Source organism: Alcaligenes sp., assembly GCF_050255915.1.
GTDB lineage: Bacteria > Pseudomonadota > Gammaproteobacteria > Burkholderiales > Burkholderiaceae_B > Alcaligenes > Alcaligenes aquatilis.
The window spans coordinates 102,264-125,482 of record NZ_JBFWIQ010000011.1; the positions used below are offsets into that span (position 1 = coordinate 102,264).

The following is a 23,219-nucleotide window of genomic DNA, read 5'->3' on the forward strand; positions in this document are numbered from 1 at the left end:
CATTACCGAACCGTCAGTACAAAAAAGGATAAGAGCGCCAGGATCCCGAGGATCATGGCAAAGGCGTAGTGATAGACATAGCCGGACTGGATATGACGGCTGATTGCAGCCACCCAGCCCACTACGCGCGCACTACCGTTGACCACCAGGCCGTCAATCAGACCGCGGTCAGCACCTTTCCAAAGGCCCGTACCCAGGCAGCGAACGCCACGAGACAGCACTTGCTCGTTGAACCAGTCAACGTAGTACTTGTTCTCCAGGATACGGTAGATAAAAGAGCAGTTCTTTTTGATAGCGGCAGGCAAGGCGGGATTGACCAGGTACATGTACCAAGCCACCACAGCACCGGCTACAACCAGCCAGAATGGCACCGTCACAAAACCATGCAAGGCATATGCCATCCAATCAGTCCAGTGGGCAGCCAGGTTTGCCATTGCAGGGTGGTCGGGCAGAACGGTCACAATGCCGTCAAAGTAACCACCGAACAGCAGCGGATCCACAAACCAGATACCAGCGAAAATCGATGGAATGGCCAGCAGAACCAGAGGCAGCGTCACCACCCAGGGCGACTCGTGAGGATCACCACCGTGAGCGTGATGATCGTCATGAGCATGCGACTCGTCGTGTTTGACATCACGGAAGCGCTCTTTGCCGTGGAAGACCAGGAAATACAGACGGAAGGAGTACAGCGAGGTGACGAACACACCGATCAGTGTGGCGTAGTAAGCATAGGTCGAACCCCAAATGCCAGCTTCGCCTGCGGCTTCGATGATGTGCTCTTTCGAATAGAAACCCGAGAAGAACGGTGTACCCACCAGCGCCAGCGTACCGATCAGGAATGTCAGCCAGGTAATAGGCATGTACTTGCGCAGACCACCCATGTTGCGGATGTCCTGATCATGATGCATGCCGATAATGACCGAACCAGCGCCCAGGAACAGCAAGGCTTTGAAGAAGGCGTGCGTCATCAGGTGGAACACAGCGGCCGAGTAAGCCGAAGCTCCCAGAGCCACCGTCATGTAACCGAGCTGGGACAAGGTGGAGTACGCCACAACGCGTTTGACGTCGTTCTGGATAATACCCAGCAAGCCCAGGAACAAGGCACCGGTTGCACCGATCACGATGATGAAGGACAGCGCGGTTGTCGACTGTTCAAACACAGGCGAGAAACGCGCCACCATGAAGATACCGGCCGTCACCATGGTCGCGGCGTGAATCAGTGCCGAGATAGGGGTAGGACCTTCCATGGAGTCAGGCAACCAGCTGTGCAAAGGAACCTGAGCCGATTTACCCATGGCACCTACAAACAGGGCCAGAGCCGCAACGGTCAGCAATTGCCAGTCGGTACCGGGGAATGTCATGGTGCTCAGTTCCTGAACCTTGGCGAACACGTCGCTGTAGTTCATGGAGCCGGTGTAGGCATAAAGCAAGCCAATCCCCAGAGCAAAACCGAAGTCACCTACACGGTTGACCAGAAAGGCCTTCATGTTGGCGAAAATTGCGGTCTTGCGCTCGTACCAGAAACCGATCAGCAGGTAGGAGACCAGACCCACTGCTTCCCAACCGAAGAACAGCTGCAGCATGTTGTTGGACATGACCAGCATCAGCATCGAGAAGGTAAACAGCGAGATGTAGGAGAAAAAGCGCTGATAACCGGGGTCATCTTTCATGTAGCCAATGGTGTAGATATGCACCATCAGCGACACGGAAGTGACCACCACCATCATCAGGGCAGTGAGCTTGTCGATCAGAAAACCGATGTCCCACTGAATGCTGCCAATGGTGATCCAGGTGTAGACCGGACCATTGAAGGTCTGGCCGTCCAGAACCTGAAACAGGACCATGACCGAGCCGACAAAAGAAAGCAGCACGCCCGCGATCGTGATCAGGTGAGCGCCTGTCTTGCCGATAAATCGACCCAGAAAGCCGGTACCGAACAAACCGGCTAGCGCCGAGCCCACCAAGGGGGCAAGCGCAATCGTTAAGTAAAGATTTATGGAGTTCATTAGTGTGCTATCCCATCAACCCTTGAGCTGGTCGAGATCTTGGACATTGATCGAATTAAGGTTACGGAACAACAGAACCAGAATTGCAAGACCAATGGCCGCCTCGGCCGCTGCGACCGTCAGGACGAAAAAGACAAACACCTGACCGGCCTCGTTGCCCATCCACGTTGAGAAGGCCACAAAGTTCATGTTGGCCGACAAAAGAATCAGCTCAACAGACATGAGCAGGATAATCAGGTTGCGACGGTTCAGGAAAAAGCCAAACAGGCCGATCGTGAACAGCACAGCGCCCAGGACCAAATAGTGCGCAAGCGTCAGCGTCATCATCATTTGTCTCCTGGCACGACAGCGTCAGCCGAACTGGACACCGACGGCTTTTCGGTTTGAGAAGGAATAGAAACCATGCGCAGACGGTCTTTGGCGCGAACCTTGACCTGTTCGCTGGAGACGGTGCGCTTGACACCCTCACGTTTACGCAGAGTCAGCGCAATGGCCGAGATCATGCCAACCAGCAGCACAATGCCGCCCAGCAACACCGCCAGTACATACTGGGAGTACATCAACTCGCCAATGACGCGGGTGTTGTTGTAGTCCGCAGCCACTGCGGCAGCAGGTGCCGTTGTGAACCACAGTTTGGTCAACACAAAGCCCATTTCCAGAACCATGATGGCGCCGATCAACAGCCCCATCGGCACATGAGCCTTGAATTTCTTGGCAGCGGATTCCTGACGTACGTCCAGCATCATGATGACGAACAGGAACATCACCATCACCGCGCCCACATAGACCACCACCAGCAAAAGGCCCAGGAACTCGGCCCCCATGGTGATCCACATCATGGCGGCCGTGAAGAACACCAGAATCAAGTGCAATACGGCCGTAACCGGGTTTTTGGCAGCGATCACGCGATACGCGGCCACCACCATCACCAGCGCCAACACATAAAACAGAACAGTAGTAAATAACATGAGTGTAGAGCTCCGGCCTTAGCGATAAGGTGCATCTGCGGCACGACGACGAGCGATCTCGTCTTCGTAGCGATCACCGATAGCCAGCAGCATGTCCTTGGTGTAGTACAAATCGCCGCGTTTTTCGCCGTGGTATTCGTGAATATGCGTTTCCACGATCGAATCGACCGGGCAGCTTTCTTCACAGAAACCACAGAAAATACACTTGGCCAGATCGATGTCGTAACGCGTGGTGCGACGGGTGCCGTCCTCACGTTCGGCCGATTCGATCGAGATAGCCATGGCGGGACATACTGCCTCGCACAGTTTGCACGCGATGCAACGCTCTTCGCCGTTTTCGTAGCGACGCAAAGCGTGCAAACCGCGAAAACGTGGCGAAGCGGGCGTGGTTTCAACGGGATAACGCAGCGTCACTTTACGCTTGAAGAAATACTTCCCCGTCAGGCGCATGCCTTTGAGCATCTCGGACAGCATCAGGCTGCCAAAGAAATCTTTGATTGCTTCCATAATCTTGCCCCTTAGCCTTATTGCCAGATGTTCCAGGGCGTCTGCATCCAGATCGCCACAATAACCAGCCAAACACCGGTCAGCGGGATAAATACTTTCCAGCCCAAACGCATGATCTGGTCATAGCGGTAACGTGGGAACGTTGCACGGAACCAGATGAACATGGAGACCACGACAAAGGTCTTCAGACCCAGCCACAGCCACCCCGGAATCCAGGTAAATGGAGCGAACTCAACGATTGGAGTCCAGCCACCCAAGAACATGATGGACGCCAGAGCCGACAAGAAAATCATGTTGGCATATTCGCCCAAGAAGAACAGAGCGAAACCGGTACCGGAGTACTCCACCATAGGACCGGCCACAATTTCCGATTCGCCTTCCACCACGTCAAACGGGTGACGGTTGGTTTCAGCAACGGCGGAAATCACGTAGATCACAAACAGTGGCAGCAGTGGCAGCCAGTTCCAGGACAGGAAGTTCAAGCCCTTCTCCGCAAAGTAACCCTGAGTCTGACCGACCACGATACCCGACAGATTCAGCGTGCCGGACACCAGCAGCACGGTAATCAGGACAAAGCCGATGGCCAGTTCGTAGGACAGCACCTGAGCGGCGGCACGCAAACCACCTAGCAAGGCGTACTTGGAGTTGGATGCCCAACCGGCCACGATCACACCGTACACGCCCAGCGAGGTAATCGCCAGAATGTACAACAAACCGGCGTTAACGTCGGCCAGAACCACATCGGGGCTGAAAGGAATCACCGCCCAGGCGGCCAAAGCAGGCATCAGCGTCACTACCGGAGCCAACAGGTACAGAACCTTGTTGGACTTCGCCGGCACGATCAGCTCTTTGGTCAGCAGTTTGAAAACGTCAGCGAAAGGCTGCAGCAAGCCGCGGTAACCAACACGGGTCGGTCCCAGACGAACATGCATGAAGCCGATCATCTTGCGTTCCCAGTAGGTCAGGTAAGCAACACACAGAATGACGGGCACCGCGATAGCAACAATCTTCAGCAGCGTCCACACCACATACCATGCGTCCGGACCCAGCAGGTCCGAACCGTAGCTATTGATGGCAGAGAGAAATTCCATGTTATGCACGCTCCACTGTCAATTGACCGAATGCGCTACCCAAAGCGGCAGTTTCAGAAAAAGCGGTGGCAACACGCACCGAGTTCAATGCCACGGTGTCATCCAGCTGAGCTGGCAAGCTGACTTCGCCTTGCGAAGAACGAACCTTCACCAGATCGCCGTCGGCCAAACCCAGTTGAGTCAGCGTGGCGGCGGCCATGCGAGCCGTAGGGGCGACCGAAGCAGGTGTTTCCTGCAAAGGAGCCGAACGGCGCACCAGCGCATCGCTGCGGTAGATAGGTACATCAGCCACACGCTCCAGACCGCTAGCAGCAGGCAGCACGCTGGCAGCCAGATTGATCTGGTTGGACAGACGCGATTCCACACCGGCAGCCATGACAGAGTCACGCACCGATTCGGAAGTTTCGTCGTCAAAACCATCCAGCTGGAACAGATTGCCCAGTACGCGCAGAACCTTCCAGGCCGGACGGGTATCACCCACAGGAGCAGCAGCGCCCTTGAAGCTTTGTACACGGCCTTCGGCATTCACAAAGGTACCGGAGGTTTCAGTGAAAGGAGATACCGGCAACATCACATCGGCCCACTGCTCGGCAGCGGAACGATAGGAAGTCAGTGCCACCGAGAAAGTGGCGGACTTCAATGTTTCTACAGCTCGTTCGCCCAGATCGCTGTCCAGTGCAGGCTCGACATTTAAAACCAGGTAAGCACGCAGGGTTTGAGCCAGCATTTGCTCGGCGGTCAGACCGCCCTTACCCGGTACGGCGTTGGCCAGGTAACCACCCACCGTGTTACCACCGGCAGTCAGGAAACCCAGCTTGGCACCGCTAGCCTGTGCAATGGCATTGGCGTTAGCAGCAATCACGCTGGCCTGATCCGAGTTGACAGCCATATTGCCCAGCAAGATAGCCACACGTTCGCCGGAGGCCAGGCTGTCAGCAATCTGCTGAGCTTCAGCAGAAACCTGTACGCCTTCCAGACCAGCAGGAACAGCGCTGTCCTTGGCTTTGGCAACAGCAACCAGCACTTGAGCCAAGGAATTGGCCAACTGGCTGGGAGCCACCGTCATGCGGCCAGCAATCGCATTGAACAATGGATTATCGGCAGCCGAATCAATAAAGGAAACTTGAGCACCGCGTTTGACTGCCTGACGCAGACGCTGAGCCATCAAGGGGTGATCTTTGCGCAGGAAGGAACCTACGACCAGAACGCGATCCAGCTCGTTCAAGGCCGTCAGAGGCATACCCAACCAAGGCACACCGGCCAGAGCGCCGTCCAGACGGGCATCGGTTTGACGCAGACGGAAGTCCACGTTTTCGGTACCCAGCGCACGACCCAGACGAGCCAGCAAAGCCAGTTCTTCGGTTGTGGAGGTAGCCGAACCAATACAGCCCAGTTGATCTGCACCAAACTTCTCGCGTACGGCATTCATGCCGGCAACGATGGTTTGCATGGCGTCGTTCCAGGAGGCTTCACGCCACTGGCCATCATCACCACGCACCATGGGGCGAGTCAGACGGTCTTCGGTGTACAGGCCTTCGTAGGAGAAACGGTCACGGTCGCTGATCCAGCACTCGTTGACTTCGTCGTTCTCGAAAGGAACAACACGCAGTACCTTGTCCATCTTGGCTTGCAGTACCAGGTTGGCACCCACGCTGTCGTGCGGGCTAACGCTGCGACGACGGGCCAATTCCCAGGTACGGGCATTGAAACGGAAAGGTTTGGACAACAAGGCACCCACGGGACAAACGTCAATCATATTGCCCGACAATTCGGACTCGACTGCGCGACCCACAAAGGTGGTGATTTCGGCGTGTTCGCCACGGTTGAGCATACCAACCTCTTGGACACCGGCGATTTCTTCACCAGTACGCACGCAGCGGGTGCAGTGAATGCAACGCTGCATGGCTTCGGTCGAAATCAGCGGGCCCATGGATTTGGCGGCCACGACGCGCTTTTCTTCCTTGTAGCGCGACTCGGAGCCACCGTAACCCACGGCCAGATCCTGCAGCTGACACTCACCGCCCTGGTCACACACGGGGCAATCCAGAGGGTGGTTGATCAGCAGAAATTCCATGACGCTCTTTTGAGCAGCCACAGCTTTTTCCGAACGAGTACGCACAACCATGCCGTTGGTGACGGGAGTGGCGCAAGCAGGCAAAGGCTTGGGCGCTTTTTCCACGTCCACCAAACACATGCGGCAGTTGGCGGCAATACTCAGTTTTTTGTGATAACAGAAGTGCGGCACGTAGACCCCGGCGTCATGGGCAGCCTGAATGACCATGCTGCCTTCCGGGGCGTCAACTTTAATGCCATCGATGGTGAGTTCTACCATTACGTTGTCCTGGCCTACAAATATTGAGGCACCACACAGCCTTTATGCTCGATGTGGTGTGCGAACTCGTCGCGGAAATGCTTAACGAAACTGCGCACCGGCATGGCCGCAGCATCACCCAGGGCGCAAATGGTGCGGCCCATGATGTTGTGTGCGATGTCGTCGAGCATGTCCAGATCTTCCGGACGACCTTGACCGTTCTCGATACGATGCACCATACGCCACAACCAGCCTGTGCCTTCCCGGCACGGCGTACACTGGCCGCAGCTTTCGTGATAGTAAAAATAAGACAGGCGCAGCAGGGACTTGACCATGCAGCGCGTCTCGTCCATCACGATGACAGCGCCCGAACCCAGCATGGAACCCGCCTTGGCAATGGAGTCATAGTCCAGGTTGGTGGCCATCATGATGTCAGCGGGCAAAACGGGCGAGCTGGAACCACCGGGGATCACCGCTTTCAGTTTGCGACCGTCACGCATGCCACCGGCCAGTTCCAGCAAGGTGGCAAAGGGGGTACCCAAAGGCACTTCGTAATTGCCGGGACGCTCTACGTCGCCAGTAATGGAGAAGATCTTGGTGCCGCCGGCGTTAGGGATACCTACTTCCAGGTATTCCTGGCCGCTGTTGCGCAGAATCCAGGGTACAGCCGCGAAGGTTTCGGTATTGTTGATGGTCGTTGGCTTGCCGTACAGACCGAAACTGGCTGGAAATGGTGGCTTGAAGCGAGGCTGGCCCTTCTTGCCCTCCAGGGACTCCAGCAATGCGGTTTCTTCACCGCAAATGTAGGCGCCGTAGCCGTGGAACGCATGCAGTTGGAAGCTGAAGTCCGACCCCAGGATCTTGTCACCCAGAAAGCCTGCCGCGCGGGCCTGCTCCAGCGCTTCTTCAAAACGCTGATAGATTTCAAACACTTCACCGTGGATGTAGTTGTAGCCGACGGTAATGCCCATGGCGTAGGCGGCAATGGCCATGCCTTCGATCACGATGTGCGGGTTAAAACGCAGAATATCGCGGTCTTTAAAAGTGCCGGGCTCACCCTCGTCAGAGTTACATACCAGGTACTTTTGACCGGGCAAGCTGCGAGGCATGAAGCTCCACTTCAAACCTGATGGGAAACCTGCACCACCACGACCACGTAACGCCGAAGTCTTGACTTCAGCAATCACGTCTTCGGGCTTCATGCCAGTGGTCAATACTTTACGCAGGGCTTCATAGCCACCACGCTTGACGTACTCTTCCAGGCCCCAGTTGTCGCCGTTCAAACCAGCCAGAATCTGTGGCTGAATATGACGATCATGAAAAATCATGCTGCGCGACAGGTCGCCACCAGGGTTAGGTTCCAATCCCTGAGCGAACTTGCGCAGAATGTCCGGTGCAATCATGCCGATTCTCCGTGTGTCTTCAATTCTTCGAGCATGGCATCAATGCGCTCGGCTTCCATGCGCACGCACATGTGCTGATTGTTCAGCAACATGACGGGCGAATCACCACATGAACCCATGCACTCTCCCATGATCAGTGAGAACTGGCCGTCCGCCGTGGTTTCACCATATTCGATACCCAGCTTCTCTTTCAGGTATTCGCCAGCCTTGACGCCATCACGCAGCGCACAGGGCAAGTTGGTGCAAACGGAAATAGTGACGCGACCAACGGGTTTGGTGTGGAACATGTTGTAGAAGGTCGCAACCTCCTGCACCGCGATCGGCTCCACGCCAATGTATTGGGCAACATCCTCGATAATTTCTGGCGATACCCAGCCTTTTTCCTGCTGGGCAATGGCCAGGGAGGCCATGATGGCAGAGCGACGTTGATCTGCCGGGAACTTGCTCAGTTCCTTATCTATCTGTTGGTAGGCTTTTTCGGAAAGCAACATAATTCGGTTCCGTTTTTCCAGGCGCGACCTTAACGGTCGATCTCGCCAAACACAATGTCCTGCGTACCGATGATCGTGACCGCGTCAGCAATCATGTGACCGCGGCTCATTTCATCGAGGGCCTGCAAGTGGACGAAGCCCGGAGCACGGATCTTCATGCGGTAAGGCTTGTTGCCGCCGTCAGATACCAGATAAATGCCAAACTCGCCCTTGGGATGCTCCACACCGGCATACACTTCGCCAGTCGGCACGTGCATCCCTTCGGAGAACAGTTTGAAATGGTGGATCAGGTCCTCCATCCCGGTTTTCATGCGTTCGCGCGACGGCGGCGCCACTTTGTGGTTATCCGTGATGACAGGGCCGGGGTTGTTGCGCAGCCACTGCACACACTGACGGATGATGCGGTTACTCTCGCGCATTTCTGCGATACGAACCAGGTAACGGTCGTAAGAGTCACCGTTGCGACCCACAGGAATATCAAACTCGACGCGGTCGTAGACTTCGTAGGGCTGCATCTTGCGCAGATCCCACTCCACGCCCGAACCACGCAGCATGGGGCCGGTAAAGCCCAGCGCCTTGGCGCGATCAGCGTCGACCACACCTACGCCCACCAAACGCTGCTTCCAGATACGGTTATCGGTCAGCAAGGTCTCGTACTCGTCAACACAAGCAGGGAAACGGTTGGTGAAGTCTTCAATGAAATCCAGCAAGGAACCTGAACGCGCTTCGTTCATGGCTTTCAGTTCTTTGTCGGAGCGGTATTTGTTGGCCTTGTACTGGGGCATGCTGCCGGGCAGATCACGGTACACGCCACCTGGACGGTAGTAAGCTGCGTGCAAACGAGCACCGGAGACCGCTTCGTAGCAGTCCATCAGGTCTTCGCGCTCGCGAAAGGCGTACAGAAACACGGCCATGGCACCCACGTCCAGCGCATGCGAACCCACGGACATCAGGTGGTTCAGAATGCGAGTGATCTCGTCAAACATGACGCGGATGTACTGGGCACGCAAAGGCACCTGCACACCGACCAGACGCTCCACAGCCATACAGTAGGCGTGTTCATTCACCATCATGGACACATAGTCCAAGCGGTCCATATAAGGCAGGGTTTGCAGAAAAGTGCGGTTTTCGGCCAGTTTCTCGGTGGCGCGGTGCAACAGACCAATATGAGGGTCAGCACGCTGAATAACTTCGCCGTCCAGCTCAAGCACCAAACGCAACACACCGTGTGCGGCGGGGTGCTGAGGACCAAAGTTCAGGGTGTAGTTTTGAATTTCTGCCATGATGCTTATCGCCCAATTCCGTAATCATCCTCGCGCACCACACGTGGCGTGATCTCACGCGGCTCGATGGTGACGGGCTGGTAAATGACCCGCTTCTGCTCGGTGTCATAGCGCATTTCGACGTAGCCGGAGATGGGGAAGTCTTTGCGGAACGGATGGCCGATGAAACCGTAGTCGGTCAGGATGCGACGCAGATCAGGGTGGTTCTCGAAAATAATGCCGTACAGGTCAAACGCCTCGCGCTCGAACCAGTTCACCGAAGGCCAGACCTCGAACAGGGTTGGCAAAGCGGGGAAATCGTCGTTTGGCACAAAGCAGCGCACACGCAAACGCCAGTTGTGCTTCAAGGACATCAAGTGCAACACAACAGCAAAGCGGTGGGGAAACTGAGCCGATGCAGCCTGATAGGTGGGTGCTTTCCAGGCGGAATAATCAATCCCGCACAAATCAATACAGGTCTCAAAGCGCAAGTCAGCGTGGTCACGCAGCAGTGTGCAGGTATCGAGCCATGCATCAACCGGCACTTCCAAAGTGAGTTCATTGCGCGCTTGCGTCAACGCAGCCTGCTCACCAAGAATAGAGAGCAAGTTGGTTTTTAAAGTTTCTAGCCGTGTCATAGTCTTGTTTAGCCTGTTCTAACCGTTCAGCGTGCGATGGTATTGGTCAAACGGATCTTGTTCTGCATTTGGAGCAAGCCGTAAACCAAAGCCTCAGCGGTTGGAGGACAGCCCGGCACGTACACGTCTACCGGCACGATGCGGTCACAGCCGCGCACAACCGAGTAAGAGTAGTGGTAGTAACCGCCACCATTGGCACAGGAGCCCATGGAAACAACCCAGCGTGGCTCAGCCATCTGGTCGTACACCTTGCGCAAGGCAGGCGCCATCTTGTTGCACAGAGTGCCCGCCACAATCATCAAGTCAGATTGACGAGGGCTGGGACGAAAAATAATGCCAAACTGGTCCAGGTCATAACGAGCCGCACCAGCGTGCATCATTTCCACTGCACAACAGGCCAGACCAAATGTCATGGGCCACATGGACCCTGTTTTTGCCCAGTTCAGAAACTTGTCTGCACTGGTCGTCACAAAACCTTCTTTGAGAATGCCGTCGATAGCCATAGTAGTTGCCTTTTGCCGGATCAGAGCCTGGGAAGCCCCGGCCTATCCTGTTGCTGACCAAACCCGCTGTCATCAAGACGCATCCTCGTGCCCCTTATGCCCAGCAGCAGACGCGAAAACCCCGACAGGGTTCTCTATGAATGGGTTATTCCCAATCCAGAGCGCCTTTTTTCCATTCGTAGATAAAACCGACCGTCAAAACGGCCAGGAACGCCATAACGGTCCAGAAACCGACCAGGCCTACTGTTCCATTGGCCATAGCCCAGGGAAACAGAAAAGCGATTTCCAGATCGAACATGATGAACAGAATCGCGATCAGGTAGTAACGAATGTCCACCTTCATGCGCGAATCGCCGAATGCTTCAAAACCGCATTCGTAAGGAGAGAGCTTTTCAGCATCGGGCCGGTTAGGACCGAGCACTCGACCGACCAAAAGTAAAGCCAGGCCAATCCCAGTGGCAACGATGATAAATAGCAAAACGGGAAAGTACTCTTGCAGGTTCATGCAAAGCATCCAATCGCAGTAAATAAACTCTTGGATTGTAGCATTTTGAGAGCACAGTTTTGGGGGATAACCCCAAAGCATTACATCTATGCGCGGGTGTTGCACCCACGCCGCAAAAACTGTCAGCTACCTGACTGGAAACCCTTCAACTATTGATTATTTATTCTATTAAGGGTTGCGATTGTAGACCTCAATTAAACATCTTACTCGTTTTTGTAAGGTAAATGTCAGCCACCAAGCAGAAGAAAAGGATTTTTCCTGCTTATTTTGTAAGCAAGCCAAACAAGACCAAGCAGTCGCAACGTCTGTTAGACGGACTTAGCACGCACTCCAGCTGCAGCCCCAGACCCAGACCCTACACCACAACAACAGAGCACCACCCCAAGAAACCCACAACCTTAACTCAACAACAAACTCATACCAACACACTCATCAGCACGAGCAGCAAAACCAAATAAAGCCCCTATAGCCCAAACGAACTTAAACAGACACCTCAAAAAACGGCAATAAAAAGCCATCCCGAAGGATGGCTTTTTATACTTCTGCAGTTCAGACGAATCCGAAAATTCGCCTTTCGCAACGCGTAGGCAAGCTACGCGAAACGATTAGAACTGGTGACGCAGACCAACGCCGATCAGAGTCGACTTAGCATCAGGCATGAAGTACACGTTCTTGGCGTAGGAACCAATTGCGTACACGTTCGTGCGCTTGCTCAGTGGGTGGCTGTAACCCAGGCTGAACGTGTGCTGTTTCTTCATTTCCCACGACGCATTGCTGTTAGCCAGCGTGTCTGGAGCCGAACGAGGATCAGCCATCGTCCAAGAACCCATCACAGTACCGGCACCCACAGGAGCGGACAAACCGACCAAGTAGGAGTTAACTTTCAGGCCGTCCAGGCTATCATTCAAAGCAGGATTGGAAGCAAACAAGTCACCCAAGCCAAAACCGCTGTAAGACTGGGCAGCGAACAAACCGTCACGGGTTTGACCGAAAGCCAAGTAAGCCTTCACAACTTCAAAGTCGTAGCTACCACCAATGTTCCAAGACTTGACAGTGTCACCACCAACAACCTGATTACCGGCACGGCTCTCAGCAGTCTTGAACTGATCGTATGTCAGAGCAACACCGATAGGACCGTTAACGTAACGCAGACCAGTGGTCACAGCGCGCTGGTTGCGCTCCAGACCGTCTAGGTTGTTACCAACTTCGTTAATTTTGTACTCTTGAGCACCGTCAGCATTGAAGGAGTAACCAACGCCAAACTGGAAGCCGGAGAAGTTAGGGGTTTGGTACATGACCATGTTGTCGTAACGAGGGGTGTTAGCAGCTGTGAAAGCACCACCGATGTTAGCTTGGTCGAAACCACCGCCGAAAGGATCGGCTACGCCTGGCAGGTATTTGGAGGCGATGTTAGTTTGGCGACCGAAGTCCAGTTGACCCCAGCTGTCACCAGCCAGACCCAAAGTGGCCTGACGACCGAACAGACGACCACCTTGAGCGGATTTACCGGTGGACAGGTCAAAGCCGCTTTCCAGTTGGAATACAGCGCGCAGGCCATCACCCAGATCTTCGGAACCTTTCAGACCCCAGCGGTTACCCGACTGGATGCCGTTGATCATACCGGTTTTCTTCTGTTCGTAAGAGCCACCGTTACCGTTGGAGGTGTAGTTTTCAGTGCCTTTGAATTTTTGGTAACCGATACCACCGTCCAGAATACCGTACAGGGTGACAGACGTTTCTGCGTGTGCGACGCCAGCGAAGCCGGCCATCAGAGCAGCAGCGAGCAGAGTCTTTTTCATGTAAGAAATCTCCGTAGATTTGAGTAAATCAGAGCAGCCCAACTACAACAGTGCTGCTGCTCTTTCTAACTCCGCGATGGGAAGTTAACGCTATTGCATCAAAATTCCCGTCGCTTGACTACGAAACCCTTCGGAAACGTGAATCTTTGTGCACAGCTTGTTGGCTATACACAACAAAAACCCACTTATAGCGGCTTTCCAAGCCCCCCCCAACCAAGGACGACAATTAGCGAGCTAAAGCCAAAACCCTCTTAAGAACTTGCTTTAACTTCTGCTGGCAATCGTTCGCCAATACTGGCTCTATGGAAACACAACAAAAAAACAAACCCTGCTGCCTAACTAGAAGTAAGCCTCCAAAGCCCATCCCAAACCCGGGACCTCCAAAGCAGTCGTCACAACAATTTCTCATATTATGAGAAACAAAGATTTAACAAAACTCAGAACGTGCCGACTCAGCCGAAACCCTTTTCAAACCAGAACAAACACCCCAACACACCCCAAAACCCTACAATTTGAGCAAGACACTAAGCACCAAAAAAATGGCAAAAAAAAACCTGCCCTTTTCAGGATCAGGTTTTATTTCCAGGCTCTGCAATCACAAAGCTTTCTTACTTTTTAGTTTGGTGCCGACGACGAGACTCGAACTCGTACAGCTTTCGCCACTACCCCCTCAAGATAGCGTGTCTACCAATTCCACCACGTCGGCAAGCAATCAAGACAGCGATATTAGCATGACAAAAGTAAGACTGTCAGTACAAAACAAGCCCAAACACCCAAAAAAGCCCGTACTCAGGCATATTTTGCATAAACGTCACTAAATAAATGAAGCCCGCCTTAAAGCGGGCTTCGATATCGCACCTTCAGATCCTGCGCGTGACCTTTGTGAGCCCTTATAGAGAGCGACAAGACCCCCACAAATAGGCCAGACTTACTCAGCAGCAGGAACTGCTGGCGCGCTTGGTTCAGGGGCTGCCGAAGGAACCGCTGCAGGTACAGAAGCCGCTGGCGCAGGAACCGAAGCAGCACCCGATGAAGCTGCACCAGGCACAGAGGATTCATACCCCTGCATCACACCCGCATCAGCTTTTTGGGCTGGGTGATGAGCTACCCAAGCCAAACCGCCAGTAGACACAAAAAAGACAATTGCAGCCCATTTGGTCATGCGCGACAAAAAGTTGGCCGCACCTGCTGCGCCGAACACACTACCCGCCGAGCCACCACCAAAGGCCGAGCCCATATCAGCGCCCTTGCCTTGCTGCAGCAGAACCAGACCAATAATCAACAGCGAGGAGATAACCTGCACCGCCATCAGAACGGAAGACATCCAATCTTGCATTTAAAGACTCCAGACCCTTTAAGCGGCCACAATACGTAAAAATTCCTGTGCATCCAAAGACGCACCACCCACCAAGGCACCATCAATATCCGGCATGGCAAACAGCTCTGCGGCATTATCCGCTTTCACACTGCCACCGTACAAAATACGCAACTGATCCGATTCCATGTAGGCACGAATCTGCTGATGCATTTGCTGCGCTTGCTCCGGCGTTGCGGTCAGACCCGTACCAATCGCCCAGACCGGCTCATAGGCCAGCACCAGTTTGGAAACCACCTCGGCCCCAAGAGCCTTGATAGGTTCGAGTTGATCTTGCACCACACAGGTTTCCTGCCCTGCCTCACGATCGGCCAACTGCTCGCCAATACAGACAATCGGCGTCAAGCCCGCATCCAGTGCCGCAATAACTTTGGCGGCGACTTGAGCACTGCTTTCCTGATGATACTGACGACGTTCGGAATGCCCGACAATCACCCAACGACAACCCACATCAACCAGCATTGCCGCCGAGATCTCCCCGGTATACGCCCCCTTGGCGTGGACACTGACATCTTGAGCACCGACCGCGATGGTCGAATCTTTCAAGATACCTGCCACCTGGGACAAATACACATAAGGAACGCATACAAGCACATCACAATCTGCCTGAGCATCAGGCTGAACGAGCAGTTCTTGCAGCAGACGGCTGTTGCCATCAAGCGAGCCATTTAATTTCCAATTACCCGCAACCAGTCGTTTACGCGAAGAATGTACGCTCATTGCTCCCTTGATGCCAGTCAAAAAGTTACACCAACGCCCACAATCAAGGCGCAGCTAACCGACTATTGTAGCGTGAGCGAATCCATTTCGCGCATATTTAGCAGAAAATTCATTTCAACACGATAAGAAAAGGGGCGGCCACGCCACCCCTCGCAGCTTTTAAGGAATAAGAATGATCTTGCCCACCTGCTCACCCGCCTCCATCATGGCGTGCGCTTCACTGGCTTTTTCCAGAGGGAAAGTGGCGTGAATCAAGGGGCGAACCTGCCCTGCTTCCAGCAAAGGCCAGACTCGCGCTTTCAGCGCCTGAGCCAGTTGCGCCTTGAACTCTACAGAACGAGAGCGCAAGGTTGAGCCGGTAATAGTCAGACGACGACGCAGAATCTCACCACAATTAATCGTGGCCTTCACCCCACCCAGCAAAGCAATAATGACGATACGGCCGTCATCGGCCAGGCACGTCAAATCCCGGTTGATGTAATCACCAGAAACCATATCCAGAATCACATCCACGCCACGACCACCTGTTTTGCTCTTGATGACGTCTTCGTAAACCTCGGTTTTGTAGTTGATACCAATCCCGCCCAGACGATGAATGGCCTCTACGCGCTCGTCGCTGCCAGCCGTGGCATACACCGTATGCCCCAAAGCCACTGCCAACTGAATGGCTGTCGTTCCAATGCCACTGGCACCACCATGAACCAGCAAGGTTTCGCCCTTGCTCAATTGGCCACGCTCAAACACATTGCTCCAGACCGTAAAGAAGGTTTCTGGCAGGCCCGCCGCTTCAAGCAAGCTGAAACCCGCAGGAATAGGCAAGCACTGCTGTACTGGCACCACACAATATTCGGCATAGCCACCACCAGTAACCAACGCACAGACCTGATCACCAATCTTGAACTCACTACCCTGCACATCGCCCGATACGATTTCACCGGCCAGTTCCAGACCAGGAATATCAGAGGCATCAGCCGGTGGCGGGTAAGCGCCTGCTCGTTGCAAGACGTCCGGACGGTTCACGCCCGCCGCCAGCACCTTGACCAGCACCTCACCAGGACCTGTTTGTGGCATGGGGCGCTCGCCCACTCGCAACACTTCCGGCTTTCCAAACTCGGTAATCTCCACAACTCGCATACCTACTCCCTAATCTCTAGACTATTTTTTCCAGCGCGGCCAAAAGACAAACAACAAAAAGCCACCTTACTTGCTGCAATCTATCACAGGCACTGGTATCAACACCCCTATTCCTGCCATGAAAACAGATTATTTCCATGACGTTGGCAAATTTATACGTTACACTTTAAGGCTTTCCTGGCCGTCGTGCTTTTCACACGAAGAGCGTGCCGGGAAAAAGCCCAAGGAATAGGAAGCGTGCCAGAGCGGTTGAATGGACCGGTCTTGAAAACCGGCGATGGGGTAACCCATCCGTGAGTTCGAATCTCACCGCTTCCGCCATCATCTCCCGCTGCATCCATGGCGGAATTGGTAGACGCAAGGGACTTAAAATCCCTCGATCTTTGATCGTGCCGGTTCGATTCCGGCTGGATGCACCAAATATTCACGATAGCTGGCAAATCTCTTTGCCCACCATAAAAACCTCGGTTTTTATTCGCTCGTGACAAATAAGTACCAATCAAAAAAGCTCGCTTCAAAGCGGGCTTTTTTGCGTCCTGCCTGAAAACCAATCCAAGCCATCGCCCTGCAACCGCCACCTGAACCTGACCGACTGTTTATCCCTCCGCTCCGTAAAGCCTCTCCAGCCCCTCCTGGACCGAAACCGCCCCGAGAAGCAAACAGCTCAGAAATAGCGAACCAACAACAAGCAAAGCCACAACTACAACTACAACTACAACTACGACTACGACTGAAACCACTGGCATAACAAGCACAGGTACAGGTACAGGTACAGGTACAGGTACAGGTACAGGTACAGGTACAGGTACAGGTACAGGTACAGCACCAACAGATTACCCTCCAGCTCCTGACACAACCCAATACGCAGCCCCTCTCCCAAAAAGCAGCCAAACGCAAAAAACCCGCCTTTCGGCGGGTTTTTCTTCATGCAGACTGTAAACGCTATCAGGAAGCAGCAGGAGCGGCTGGGCCGCCTTGGGCTTCAATACCGCCGATTGCCTTGATCGACAGACGCAGACGACCTTTCTCGTCAGCTTCGATGACCTTGACCTTAACAACCTGACCCACTTTCAGCACGTCATTGATGTTGGCGATACGGTAGTTGGCAATCTCGGAGATATGCAGCAAGCCATCACGGCCTGGCAGCACTTGCACAATCGCACCAAAGTCCAGCAAGCGCATCACGGGGCCTTCGTATTCCTGACCCACTTCAACTTCGGCGGTCAGTTCTTTGATACGACGCTCGGCTTCGCGGGCCTTGTCCAGATCGGCGCTGGCGATAGTGATGGTGCCGTCATCCGAAATATCGATCTGTGTACCGGTTTCTTCGGTCAGGGCGCGGATGGTGGCACCCCCCTTACCAATCACGTCACGAATCTTCTCGGGGTTGATCTTCACGGTCAGCATGCGAGGCGCGAATTCGGACATCTCGGTACGGGAACCGTCGATGGATTCTTTCATCTTGCCCAGGATGTGCATACGGCCTTCGTGAGCCTGAGCCAATGCAACCTGCATGATTTCCTTGGTGATGCCCTGGATCTTGATGTCCATCTGCAAAGCAGTAATACCTTTCTCGGTACCGGCAACCTTGAAGTCCATATCGCCCAGGTGATCTTCGTCACCCAGAATGTCAGTCAGCACAGCAAACTTGTTGCCTTCCTTGATCAGACCCATGGCCACACCAGCCACGTGATCCTGCACAGGCACACCAGCATCCATCATGGACAGAGAGCCACCACACACGGATGCCATGGAGGAGGAACCGTTAGATTCAGTGATCTCGGACACCACGCGGATGGAGTACTGGAAATCTTCAGCGGCTGGCAGCAAGGGAGTCAAAGCACGCTTGGCCAGACGACCGTGACCGATTTCACGACGCTTGGGAGCGCCGAAACGGCCAGCTTCGCCGGTGGCGAACGGAGGCATGTTGTAGTGCATCATGAAGCGATCACGGTACTCGCCCATAATCGAATCAATGATCTGCTCGTCTTGCTTGGTACCCAGGGTGGTCACCACCAAAGCCTGAGTTTCGCCACGCGTGAACAAGGCGCTACCGTGAGCACGAGGCAGAACGCCCAGACGGATGCTGATAGGACGAACGGTACGGGTGTCGCGACCGTCAATACGGGACTCACCGCTCAAGATGCGCGAACGCACGATCTTGCTTTCCAGGTCGAACATCATGTTTTCGACGGCAACCATATCAGGCAAGGCCTGACCGGCGGCTTCAGCTTGAGCCTTGACCGTTTCTTTAACTTGAGCGTAAACAGCGCGCACTTGCTCGGTACGAGCCTGTTTTTCGCGAGTTTGGTAGGCTTGTGTCAGGCCCTCTTCAGCGGCAGCGGTTACCGAAGCCAGCAGGCTTTCGTTAACTGCGGCAGGCTGCCAATCCCACTCGGGCTTGCCAGCTTCTTCAACCAGTTCGTGAATGCAGTTGATGGCTGCTTGCATTTGCTCGTGAGCAAACACCACACCACCCAGCATGATCTCTTCAGACAATTGCTTGGCTTCGGACTCAACCATCAGCACAGCTTGTTCGGTACCGGCCACAACCAGATCCAGAGCCGAGGATTTCAGCTGAGTGGCGGATGGGTTCAGCACGTACTGGCCATCAACGTAACCCACGCGAGCAGCGCCCACAGGACCGTTGAAAGGAATGCCGGAAATAGCCAGGGCAGCCGAGGCACCAATCATGGCAGCGATATCAGGATCAATTTCGGGATTGACCGATACCGTGTGAATAATGACCTGAACTTCGTTGTAGAAGCCTTCAGGAAACAGAGGGCGCAGTGGGCGGTCGATCAAGCGAGAGATCAGGATTTCGCGCTCGGACTGACGGCCTTCACGCTTGAAGAAACCACCAGGGATCTTGCCAGCGGAGTAGGTTTTTTCGACGTAATCAACGGTCAGAGGGAAAAAATCCTGACCTGCTTTCGCTTCACTTTTGCCAACAACAGTGGCCAACACAACCGTGTCTTCAATCGAAACCAGCACGGCACCTGACGCCTGACGTGCGATTTCGCCGGTTTCCAGAACGACGGTATGTTCGCCGTACTGGAAAGACTTGGTGACTTTATTGAACATTAGGAGAATCCTTACAATAAAAAAACCGTGCACACAGCGAAACCAGTTCGCCGAATGCACGGTTGTTTAGCGGGGAGCCAGCCCCGGTATCACTTACGCAGACCGAGTTTTTCGATCAAAGCACGGTAAGCGTCTGGATTACGACCTTTCAGGTAATCCAGCAATTTGCGACGACGGCTAACCATGCGCAACAGACCACGACGGGAGTGGTGATCTTTGTTGTGAGCCTTGAAGTGGCCAGTCAATTCGTTGATGCGAGCGGTCAGCAAAGCCACTTGCACTTCTGGGGAGCCTGTATCGCCTTGTTTACGCTGAAACTCGGAAACGATATCGACTTTTTTGATATCTGCAACTGCCATTTTATTTAGCCTCTAAGACTTGCGTTAGGACCGAGGTGCCCTAACGTGTTGAAAATGAAATTGAACGCACCAGACCAAGGTCCGATGCAAGCAAACGATTATAGCTAAAAACTGGAGAAGGCGTTAAGCATTTCAACCTGAAAACCCGCTCAAGCCGAGTATTTTAGTTGTTTCCACGCCGAAGTCGTGCCAAGGCTCGGGCCCGACGCCAGCGCCAGGCCATAACGAACCAACCCGACAAACCATACAGGCAGAACAAGCCAAACAGGAACACAGGGGGATCAGTAGAGACAAACACAAAGACCAGCACAAAAAGCAGCATGGCCCAGAACGGTACGCTACGGCTGACCGCAAAGGACTTGCCACTATAGAAAGGCGCATTGGACACCATGGCCAGACCGGCATAAATGGTCAAGCCAAAGGCAACCCAGGGAATGACGTTCACTTGCAAGGACAGCTTGTTGTCCACGGCCAGCCAAACAAAGCCGGCCACCAGCGCAGCAGCGGCCGGGCTTGGCAAACCCTGGAAAAAGCGCTTGTCGACCACTTCAATATTGGTATTGAAACGAGCCAGGCGCAATGCTCCACCGGCCACGTAAATAAAGGCAGCCAACCATCCCCAGCGCCCCAAACCCTGCATGGCCCAGACATACATGACCAGCGCGGGTGCCGCACCAAAAGAAATCATGTCAGCCATGGAGTCGTACTGCTCGCCAAAGGCGGACTGGGTGTTGGTTAAACGAGCGACCCGCCCATCCATGCCATCAAATACCAGCGCCAGGAAAATGGCGATGGCCGCCGCTTCAAAACGGCCATTCATGGCCTGCACAACGGCATAAAACCCCGCAAACAGATTGGCGGTCGTAAATGCGTTGGGCAGAAGATAGATGCTACGCCGACGACGTGTTTCATCATTGAGCAAATTGGGCATAATTTATGCTTTAAGAGTTGTTGCTAAGGACTGAACACTCAAATGTAGCATTGTCCACAAAGCTACAGAGTGCGAATAATTCCAGCAAATATAAGCCAGAGCGAACAGAAATGGCCAAGGGGCCTGCGGCCAGGGAGTTCGCGGATAAATAATGGATTTTATCGAACCCGCTTGCGCGCCACCCCGACAGGGGCACGATAGACCAATCAAGCACTGCATTTTATCGCGCCCTCACCAATACGGCTATAAGACGAGAACAAGGCGCTTCCACGCTTGCTTTTAGCCCAAGCAGAAGCTGCGTTGAAGGTCAAATTCTTGCAGCAATAAAAAACCGGCTGACGCCGCAAGACGTCAGCCGGTTCAGGTTCAAGACCAGGACAGCTTATGGAACTGCCCCGATATCAAACTTAGTTCTTGGACTTATCAACCAGCTTGTTAGCGGCAATCCAAGGCATCATGGAGCGCAGCTTGCTACCCACTTGCTCGATCTGCGATTCGGCGTTGATACGACGACGCGAGATCAGAGTAGGAGCGCCAGCGGCGTTTTCCAGGATGAAGTTCTTGGCGTACACACCAGTCTGGATGTCTTCCAGGCACTGACGCATGGCTTTGCGGGTTTCGTCGGTAACAATCTTCGGACCGGTCTCGTATTCGCCGTATTCAGCGTTGTTGGAGATCGAGTAGTTCATGTTGGCGATACCGCCTTCGTAGATCAAGTCCACGATCAGCTTGAGCTCGTGCAAGCACTCGAAGTAAGCCATTTCAGGAGCGTAACCCGCGTCAACCAGCGTGTCGAAGCCAGCCTTGATCAGCTCAACGGCACCACCGCACAGAACAGCCTGTTCGCCGAACAAGTCGGTTTCGGTTTCTTCGCGGAAGTTGGTTTCGATGATACCGGCACGGCCACCACCGTTAGCGGATGCGTAAGACAGAGCCACGTCGCGAGCAGCGCCGGTCTTGTCCTGGTACACAGCGATCAGGTGAGGAACACCGCCGCCTTGGCTGTAGGTACCGCGAACGGTGTGACCTGGAGCCTTGGGAGCAATCATGATGACGTCGATATCGTCACGTGGCACAACTTGGCCGTAGTGAACGTTAAAGCCGTGAGCAAACGCCAGAGCAGCGCCGGGCTTGATGTTTTCAGCAACCTGGTTGCGGTAAACCTCAGCAATGTTTTCGTCAGGCAACAAGATCATGACGACATCAGCACCCTTGACGGCCTCAGCCACTTCCTGAACTTTCAGGCCAGCGTTCTCGGCTTTGCTCCAGGAGGCGCCGCCTTTACGCAGACCAACAACCACGTTCACGCCGGATTCGTGCAGGTTCAGGGCGTGGGCGTGGCCTTGCGAGCCGTAACCGATGATGGCAACGGTCTTGCCTTTGATCAGGGAAAGATCACAATCCTTGTCGTAGAAAACTTTCATTTCAGGTGCTCCAAATTTAATAATTTCGCTTAAACAGCAATTCGAGAATGGCCGCTCATGCAGCAGCGGCACAAAAAAGACCTTGACTCATTACTTCCAGAACAGGCCACCGCGGTCTACACAGCACCAGGCCGTGTTTACCCTTTACAAGGAGCCGCCTTGAAAAGCAGCCCCCTGAATAAAAGCGGTAATTATGTCCTGAAAAAGCCTTGGCTTACAGCTTTAAGACACGTTCGCCACGGCTGACACCAGAGACCCCGGTGCGCACTGTTTCAAGAATGGCCGTACGATCCAGCGCATTGATGAAAGCAGCAATTTTGTCTTGAACACCGGTCAGTTCGATGGTGTATGTCTTGTCCGTAACATCAATGATGCGACCACGGAAAATATCCGCCATACGCTTCATCTCTTCACGTTCCTTGCCCACTGCCCGCACCTTGATCAGCATGAGTTCACGCTCGATGTGAGGGCCTTCGGACAGATCCACCACCTTGACCACGTCAACCAGACGATTCAAGTGCTTGGTGATCTGCTCGATGACGTCGTCCGCCCCTCGGGTAACGATCGTCATGCGAGACAGGGTGTCGTCCTCGGTTGGAGCAACCGTCAAGGTCTCGATGTTATAGCCACGGGCCGAAAACAGGCCGACCACACGGGACAGTGCGCCGGGCTCGTTTTCCAGAAGGATAGAAATGACGTGTTTCATGG

General features: G+C 54.0%; 22 protein-coding genes and 3 tRNA genes. 2 read left to right on the forward strand and 23 right to left on the reverse strand.

The genetic code is table 11. The features are described from left to right. Positions 1-2: 2 nt before the first annotated feature. The 17 genes from nuoL to AB7E06_RS14545 all read right to left on the reverse strand — a co-directional run bounded on the left by nuoL (position 3) and on the right by AB7E06_RS14545 (position 16,713). A complete protein-coding gene (gene nuoL, locus AB7E06_RS14465) occupies positions 3-2,006 on the reverse strand; it encodes an NADH-quinone oxidoreductase subunit L (RefSeq protein ID WP_094197353.1) in 2,004 nt (667 codons plus the stop codon). Positions 2,007-2,021: 15 nt separating this feature from the next. Then, entirely contained in the window at positions 2,022-2,330 is a 309-nt protein-coding gene (gene nuoK, locus AB7E06_RS14470) for an NADH-quinone oxidoreductase subunit NuoK (protein WP_026483136.1), read from the reverse strand. Between the two features lie 2 nt (positions 2,331-2,332). After that, positions 2,333-2,974, reverse strand: coding sequence for an NADH-quinone oxidoreductase subunit J (locus AB7E06_RS14475; RefSeq protein WP_042482517.1), 642 nt, complete (start codon positions 2,972-2,974; stop codon positions 2,333-2,335). A gap of 18 nt (positions 2,975-2,992) precedes the next feature. Beyond that, positions 2,993-3,481, reverse strand: coding sequence for an NADH-quinone oxidoreductase subunit NuoI (gene nuoI, locus AB7E06_RS14480; RefSeq protein ID WP_003801051.1), 489 nt, complete (start codon positions 3,479-3,481; stop codon positions 2,993-2,995). A 17-nt stretch (positions 3,482-3,498) separates the two neighbouring features. After that, entirely contained in the window at positions 3,499-4,572 is a 1,074-nt protein-coding gene (nuoH, locus tag AB7E06_RS14485) for an NADH-quinone oxidoreductase subunit NuoH (protein ID WP_094197354.1), read from the reverse strand. Between the two features lies 1 nt (position 4,573). Continuing rightward, positions 4,574-6,904 (reverse strand): NADH-quinone oxidoreductase subunit NuoG, encoded by a 2,331-nt coding sequence (gene nuoG / locus AB7E06_RS14490; RefSeq protein ID WP_094197355.1) that lies wholly within the window; start codon positions 6,902-6,904, stop codon positions 4,574-4,576. 14 nt (positions 6,905-6,918) lie between these two features. Next, positions 6,919-8,286 (reverse strand): NADH-quinone oxidoreductase subunit NuoF, encoded by a 1,368-nt coding sequence (nuoF, locus tag AB7E06_RS14495; RefSeq protein WP_094197356.1) that lies wholly within the window; start codon positions 8,284-8,286, stop codon positions 6,919-6,921. Next, entirely contained in the window at positions 8,283-8,777 is a 495-nt protein-coding gene (nuoE, locus tag AB7E06_RS14500; RefSeq protein WP_026483139.1) for an NADH-quinone oxidoreductase subunit NuoE, read from the reverse strand. The genes nuoF and nuoE overlap by 4 nt, the downstream gene beginning before the upstream one ends. Positions 8,778-8,806: 29 nt before the next feature. Continuing rightward, the gene (locus tag AB7E06_RS14505) at positions 8,807-10,060 is read right to left on the reverse strand and encodes an NADH-quinone oxidoreductase subunit D (protein WP_094197357.1); all 1,254 of its coding nucleotides are present in this window, start codon (positions 10,058-10,060) and stop codon (positions 8,807-8,809) included. A gap of 5 nt (positions 10,061-10,065) precedes the next feature. Further along, positions 10,066-10,677 (reverse strand): NADH-quinone oxidoreductase subunit C, encoded by a 612-nt coding sequence (locus tag AB7E06_RS14510; protein ID WP_042482529.1) that lies wholly within the window; start codon positions 10,675-10,677, stop codon positions 10,066-10,068. A gap of 26 nt (positions 10,678-10,703) precedes the next feature. Then, positions 10,704-11,180 carry a NuoB/complex I 20 kDa subunit family protein gene (locus AB7E06_RS14515; protein ID WP_003801059.1) on the reverse strand — a complete coding sequence of 159 codons (477 nt, stop codon included), beginning with the start codon at positions 11,178-11,180 and terminating at the stop codon, positions 10,704-10,706. Positions 11,181-11,325: 145 nt separating this feature from the next. Next, a complete protein-coding gene (locus AB7E06_RS14520) occupies positions 11,326-11,685 on the reverse strand; it encodes an NADH-quinone oxidoreductase subunit A (protein ID WP_003801061.1) in 360 nt (119 codons plus the stop codon). 605 nt (positions 11,686-12,290) lie between these two features. Next, positions 12,291-13,484 (reverse strand): porin, encoded by a 1,194-nt coding sequence (locus tag AB7E06_RS14525; RefSeq protein ID WP_427957410.1) that lies wholly within the window; start codon positions 13,482-13,484, stop codon positions 12,291-12,293. Positions 13,485-14,105: 621 nt separating this feature from the next. Next, positions 14,106-14,190: transfer RNA gene (locus AB7E06_RS14530), tRNA-Leu, on the reverse strand. A 222-nt stretch (positions 14,191-14,412) separates the two neighbouring features. Further along, positions 14,413-14,820 carry a preprotein translocase subunit SecG gene (gene secG, locus AB7E06_RS14535; protein ID WP_094197359.1) on the reverse strand — a complete coding sequence of 136 codons (408 nt, stop codon included), beginning with the start codon at positions 14,818-14,820 and terminating at the stop codon, positions 14,413-14,415. Positions 14,821-14,838: 18 nt separating this feature from the next. After that, positions 14,839-15,579: a triose-phosphate isomerase gene (gene tpiA / locus AB7E06_RS14540; protein WP_094197360.1), complete on the reverse strand. Its 741-nt coding sequence runs from the start codon at positions 15,577-15,579 to the stop codon at positions 14,839-14,841. Positions 15,580-15,738: 159 nt separating this feature from the next. Continuing rightward, a complete protein-coding gene (locus tag AB7E06_RS14545) occupies positions 15,739-16,713 on the reverse strand; it encodes an NAD(P)H-quinone oxidoreductase (protein WP_094197361.1) in 975 nt (324 codons plus the stop codon). A 231-nt stretch (positions 16,714-16,944) separates the two neighbouring features. Between AB7E06_RS14545 and AB7E06_RS14550 the strand changes: the two genes are divergently transcribed. Next, a tRNA-Ser gene (locus AB7E06_RS14550) sits at positions 16,945-17,034 on the forward strand. Positions 17,035-17,046: 12 nt separating this feature from the next. Beyond that, positions 17,047-17,132, forward strand: a tRNA-Leu gene (locus AB7E06_RS14555). Between the two features lie 305 nt (positions 17,133-17,437). On the opposite strand, the gene AB7E06_RS14560 is transcribed toward AB7E06_RS14555, so the two are convergent. The 6 genes from AB7E06_RS14560 to ilvN form a co-directional block, all read right to left on the reverse strand. Further along, positions 17,438-17,641 (reverse strand): hypothetical protein, encoded by a 204-nt coding sequence (locus tag AB7E06_RS14560; protein ID WP_094197362.1) that lies wholly within the window; start codon positions 17,639-17,641, stop codon positions 17,438-17,440. 17 nt (positions 17,642-17,658) lie between these two features. Continuing rightward, the gene (gene pnp / locus AB7E06_RS14565) at positions 17,659-19,797 is read right to left on the reverse strand and encodes a polyribonucleotide nucleotidyltransferase (RefSeq protein ID WP_094197363.1); all 2,139 of its coding nucleotides are present in this window, start codon (positions 19,795-19,797) and stop codon (positions 17,659-17,661) included. Positions 19,798-19,886: 89 nt separating this feature from the next. Beyond that, complete coding sequence (gene rpsO / locus AB7E06_RS14570) at positions 19,887-20,156, reverse strand: 30S ribosomal protein S15 (RefSeq protein WP_003801068.1); 270 nt, start codon at positions 20,154-20,156, stop codon at positions 19,887-19,889. A 163-nt stretch (positions 20,157-20,319) separates the two neighbouring features. Next, entirely contained in the window at positions 20,320-21,087 is a 768-nt protein-coding gene (gene pssA / locus AB7E06_RS14575; RefSeq protein WP_094197364.1) for a CDP-diacylglycerol--serine O-phosphatidyltransferase, read from the reverse strand. Positions 21,088-21,494: 407 nt separating this feature from the next. Further along, positions 21,495-22,511 carry a ketol-acid reductoisomerase gene (gene ilvC / locus AB7E06_RS14580; protein ID WP_094197365.1) on the reverse strand — a complete coding sequence of 339 codons (1,017 nt, stop codon included), beginning with the start codon at positions 22,509-22,511 and terminating at the stop codon, positions 21,495-21,497. A 214-nt stretch (positions 22,512-22,725) separates the two neighbouring features. After that, a complete protein-coding gene (gene ilvN / locus AB7E06_RS14585; RefSeq protein WP_003801075.1) occupies positions 22,726-23,217 on the reverse strand; it encodes an acetolactate synthase small subunit in 492 nt (163 codons plus the stop codon). Positions 23,218-23,219: the final 2 nt, after the last annotated feature.

Bases quoted from the DNA above. Each gene is read 5' to 3' on its own strand.
- nuoF (WP_094197356.1), bottom strand. From the start codon at position 8,286: ATGATTGCACCGGACATTCTGCGCAAGTTCGCTCAGGGATTGGAACCT.
- pnp (WP_094197363.1), bottom strand. From the start codon at position 19,797: ATGTTCAATAAAGTCACCAAGTCTTTCCAGTACGGCGAACATACCGTC.
- AB7E06_RS14475 (WP_042482517.1), bottom strand. From the start codon at position 2,974: ATGTTATTTACTACTGTTCTGTTTTATGTGTTGGCGCTGGTGATGGTG.
- pssA (WP_094197364.1), bottom strand. From the start codon at position 21,087: ATGCCCAATTTGCTCAATGATGAAACACGTCGTCGGCGTAGCATCTAT.
- tpiA (WP_094197360.1), bottom strand. From the start codon at position 15,579: ATGAGCGTACATTCTTCGCGTAAACGACTGGTTGCGGGTAATTGGAAA.
- AB7E06_RS14525 (WP_427957410.1), bottom strand. From the start codon at position 13,484: ATGAAAAAGACTCTGCTCGCTGCTGCTCTGATGGCCGGCTTCGCTGGC.
- nuoG (WP_094197355.1), bottom strand. From the start codon at position 6,904: ATGGTAGAACTCACCATCGATGGCATTAAAGTTGACGCCCCGGAAGGC.
- nuoE (WP_026483139.1), bottom strand. From the start codon at position 8,777: ATGTTGCTTTCCGAAAAAGCCTACCAACAGATAGATAAGGAACTGAGC.
- ilvC (WP_094197365.1), bottom strand. From the start codon at position 22,511: ATGAAAGTTTTCTACGACAAGGATTGTGATCTTTCCCTGATCAAAGGC.
- secG (WP_094197359.1), bottom strand. From the start codon at position 14,820: ATGCAAGATTGGATGTCTTCCGTTCTGATGGCGGTGCAGGTTATCTCC.
- AB7E06_RS14545 (WP_094197361.1), bottom strand. From the start codon at position 16,713: ATGCGAGTTGTGGAGATTACCGAGTTTGGAAAGCCGGAAGTGTTGCGA.
- ilvN (WP_003801075.1), bottom strand. From the start codon at position 23,217: ATGAAACACGTCATTTCTATCCTTCTGGAAAACGAGCCCGGCGCACTG.
- AB7E06_RS14515 (WP_003801059.1), bottom strand. From the start codon at position 11,180: ATGGCTATCGACGGCATTCTCAAAGAAGGTTTTGTGACGACCAGTGCA.
- rpsO (WP_003801068.1), bottom strand. From the start codon at position 20,156: ATGGCAGTTGCAGATATCAAAAAAGTCGATATCGTTTCCGAGTTTCAG.
- AB7E06_RS14520 (WP_003801061.1), bottom strand. From the start codon at position 11,685: ATGAACCTGCAAGAGTACTTTCCCGTTTTGCTATTTATCATCGTTGCC.
- nuoK (WP_026483136.1), bottom strand. From the start codon at position 2,330: ATGACGCTGACGCTTGCGCACTATTTGGTCCTGGGCGCTGTGCTGTTC.
- AB7E06_RS14505 (WP_094197357.1), bottom strand. From the start codon at position 10,060: ATGGCAGAAATTCAAAACTACACCCTGAACTTTGGTCCTCAGCACCCC.
- nuoH (WP_094197354.1), bottom strand. From the start codon at position 4,572: ATGGAATTTCTCTCTGCCATCAATAGCTACGGTTCGGACCTGCTGGGT.
- nuoL (WP_094197353.1), bottom strand. From the start codon at position 2,006: ATGAACTCCATAAATCTTTACTTAACGATTGCGCTTGCCCCCTTGGTG.
- nuoI (WP_003801051.1), bottom strand. From the start codon at position 3,481: ATGGAAGCAATCAAAGATTTCTTTGGCAGCCTGATGCTGTCCGAGATG.
- AB7E06_RS14510 (WP_042482529.1), bottom strand. From the start codon at position 10,677: ATGACACGGCTAGAAACTTTAAAAACCAACTTGCTCTCTATTCTTGGT.
- AB7E06_RS14560 (WP_094197362.1), bottom strand. From the start codon at position 17,641: ATGAAGAAAAACCCGCCGAAAGGCGGGTTTTTTGCGTTTGGCTGCTTT.